This is a genomic window from Micromonospora sp. NPDC002411 (genome assembly GCF_053592955.1).
Map to the genome: position 1 here is coordinate 1 of NZ_JBSFBM010000545.1, position 2,758 is coordinate 2,758.

The following is a 2,758-nucleotide window of genomic DNA, read 5'->3' on the forward strand; positions in this document are numbered from 1 at the left end:
CAGCCTGGTCCCGGCGAACACGCGGGAGCGCTCCGCGTACACGAGGAATCTGCGCCACCTGGTGACCGGGCTGCGCCGACGGTTCCCGGCCGGGATGCTCGACACCGCCCTACACGCTCTCGGCCTCGACGACCAGACCGGCGACGGCGCTGCCAAGGTGCCGTTCGCGTGGTCCGGCGTCACCGTCCACCAGCCCGGCGTCACCGCCGCCCAGGTCCGTCTGAGCGTCGGCGACGCCGTCCAGGTCACGCTGGCCGACGCCGTGGGCGACCCGGTCATCTCCGTGGCCGCCCTGCGGCTGCGGGCGTACGCGCCGCCGTCGGTGCTGCACCGCCTCGACTGGACGCCGATCGACCTGCCCGCCACCGGCGACCCCGACACCGTCATCCTGCGGATCCCGGCGGACGGCACCGACCCCGTGGCCGCCACGCGCACCGCGACCGCCCGCACGCTCGCCGCCCTCCAGTCGGCCGTCGACACCGACACCCGCCTCACAGTGGTCACCGCCGGAGCCACCCACGGCGATATCACCCACCTCTCCGGAGCCGCCGTCTGGGGTCTCGTCCGTGCCGCCCAGTCGGAGCACCCCGGCCGGTTCACGCTCGTCGACGCCGAGCCCGGCACCGGCGAGGCGGAGATCCAGGCCGCAGCGGCAGCCGAGCAGTCCCAGATCGCCATCGGCGTGGACGGCGTCTTCACCCCCGTCCTCACGCCGTACGCGACGGGCAGCGACGAGACCGCCGGACTGGGCACCGGCACCGTGCTCGTCACCGGCGGCCTCGGTGGACTCGGCCGGGTCGTCGCCCGCCACCTGGTCACCCGGCACGGCGTCACCGACCTGGTGCTGCTCAGCCGGCAGGGCCCGGAGGCCCCGGGCGCTGACACCCTGGTGCGCGACCTCGCCGCCGCCGGAGCCACCGCGACAGTGGTCGCCTGCGACGCCGCCGACCGCACCGCGCTGGCCGAGGTGCTCGACGGCCTCACCAACCTGAGCGCTGTCGTCCACCTCGCCGGGATGCTCGACGACGGAGTGGTCACCGCGTTGACCGAGGACCGCCTCGCCACCGTCCTGCGCCCCAAGGCCGAGGCCGCCTGGCACCTGCACGAGCTGACCCGGGACCGGCAGTTGACAGCGTTCGTGTTGTTCTCCTCGGCGGCCGGCGTCGTCGGCGGACCGGGGCAGGGCAACTACGCGGCCGCCAACACGTTCCTCGACGCGCTCGCCGCGTACCGCAGAAGGGCCGGCCTGCCCGGCACCTCTATGGCCTGGGGGCCGTGGGCCGCCGGCATGGCCGCCACCCTCACCGAGGCCGACCTGGCCCGGATGGCCCGCACCGGCGTCCTGCCGATGACCGAGGCGCAGGCCCTGACCGCGTTCGACCTGAGCCTCGGCGCCGCCGAGCCGGCCCTGGTGCCGCTGCGACTCGACCCGACGGCCACCCCGGCCAGTGTGCCGGTGGTGCTACGCGGCCTGCTGCGGGAGGCGCCGAAGCGCCGCACCACCCGACGCGGACCCGACCGTACGCTCGCCGAGCAGATCGCCTCGACGGACCCGGCCGCCCGGAGCGAGGCGGTGCTGACCGTCGTCCTCACCCAGGTGGCGGCCACGATCGGCGACGGGGGAGCGCACACCGTCGACCCGGACCTGGAGTTCACCGGCCTCGGGTTCACCTCACTCGCGGCTGTCGAACTGCGCAACGGCCTCAACGCCGCCACCGGGCTCAGCCTGCCGGCGACGCTCACCTTCGACTACCCGACGCCGCGCGCTCTCGCCGACCACCTGCTGAGCACGCTCGCCCCGGCCCGCACCCCGCGGCTGCTCGACGAACTGGCCCGGCTAGAGCAGGCGTTCACCGCCCTGCTGCCCGACGAGGTCGCCGAACTGGCCGTGCGGGACGGCGTCGCGGCCCGGCTGAAGGCACTCACCGGCCAGTGGGCCGAGGTGACCGGGGCGTCCGCGCCGGTCACCGAAACGCTCGACGAAGCCAGCGACGACGAGCTGTTCGCGTTCATCGACCGCCGGCTCGGCGCGTCCTGACCGGCTCGCACACTCTCTCGGACAGGTGATTCCCATGGCGAACGAAGATCGGCTCCGCGAATATCTCAAGCGCGTCACCGCCGAACTGCACGAGACCAGCGAGCGGTTGCAGGAAGCAGAGGCGCGGCACCGCGAGCCGATCGCCATCATCGCTATGAGCTGCCGGTTCCCCGGCGGCGTCGACTCCCCGGAGTCGCTGTGGCAGCTCGTCGACTCGGGTGTCGACGCCATCGGGGAGTTCCCCGCCGAACGGGGCTGGGAGGTGGAGAAGCTCTACCACCCCGACCCGGACCACCCCGGCACGTCGTACACCCGGCACGGGGGCTTCCTGCACGAGGCCGGCGACTTCGACGCCGCGTTCTTCGGCATCTCACCCCGGGAGGCGCTGGCCACCGACGCGCAGCAACGCCTGCTGCTGGAGACGTCCTGGGAGACGTTCGAGCGGGCGGGCATCGACCCGGCCACCCTCAAGGGCAGCCGCACCGGCGTCTTCACCGGCGTGATGTACCACGACTACGCCGCCCTGGTCGGTGAGCTGGGCGACTCCGCCGAAGGTTCGCTCGGCACCGGCAGCACCGGCAGCATCGCCTCCGGCCGGATCGCGTACACGTTCGGCCTCGAGGGCACCGCCGTCACAGTGGACACCGCCTGCTCGTCGTCCCTTGTCGCCCTGCACCTGGCCGCCCAGGCGCTGCGGCAGGGGGAGTGCGACCTGGCGCT

At 73.9% G+C, this 2,758-nt stretch carries 2 protein-coding genes; both read left to right on the top strand.

What is annotated here, in order from left to right; genetic code table 11:
* Nucleotides 1-2,038 (top strand): type I polyketide synthase (locus tag ACWCO3_RS33605; protein WP_450013975.1); only part of this gene is annotated, 2,038 nt, incomplete at its 5' end.
* A gap of 34 nt (nt 2,039-2,072) precedes the next feature.
* The coding region (locus ACWCO3_RS33610; protein ID WP_450013977.1) for a beta-ketoacyl synthase N-terminal-like domain-containing protein at nt 2,073-2,758 on the top strand (686 nt) is incomplete at its 3' end.